Source organism: Streptomyces sp. iso_384, assembly GCF_056172905.1.
This window is the reverse complement of the sequence record NZ_JBWBTT010000024.1, coordinates 1-328: the sequence shown is the minus strand read 5'-3', so window position 1 is coordinate 328 and position 328 is coordinate 1. Positions and strand designations below refer to the sequence as shown.

General features: G+C 69.2%; 1 protein-coding gene. It reads left to right on the top strand.

Translation table 11 applies throughout. The annotated features are described in order from the left end of the window. On the top strand, positions 1 to 328 hold a 328-nt coding region (locus tag AC0VY3_RS37345; protein WP_475551958.1), incomplete at both ends, for a helicase associated domain-containing protein.

Here is a 328-nt window from a genome sequence, read left to right as displayed (position 1 = left end):
GACGGAGATCGACGAGGACTGGAACTGCCCGTGGTCGCTGAACTGGCAGCGGCACTACCGGGTCCTCGCCGACCTGGTCGACGCCGACGGAACCCTCCCCTACATCGCCCCCGGCGTGGAGATGGACGGTGATGACATCGGGGCCTGGAGGTGGAAGCAGCAGAACGCGGGCGTCCAGGCGCAGCTGATGCCCGAGCAGCGCGAGCGACTGGCCAAGCTCGGCATCCCGATCGCTGAACTGCCTTCTCCGGCCCCCGCAGCGGCCCATACGACGAAGACGAAGGACAAGGGGCCGGGAAGGGCCCAGGCAGCGTTCCAGCGGGGCCTG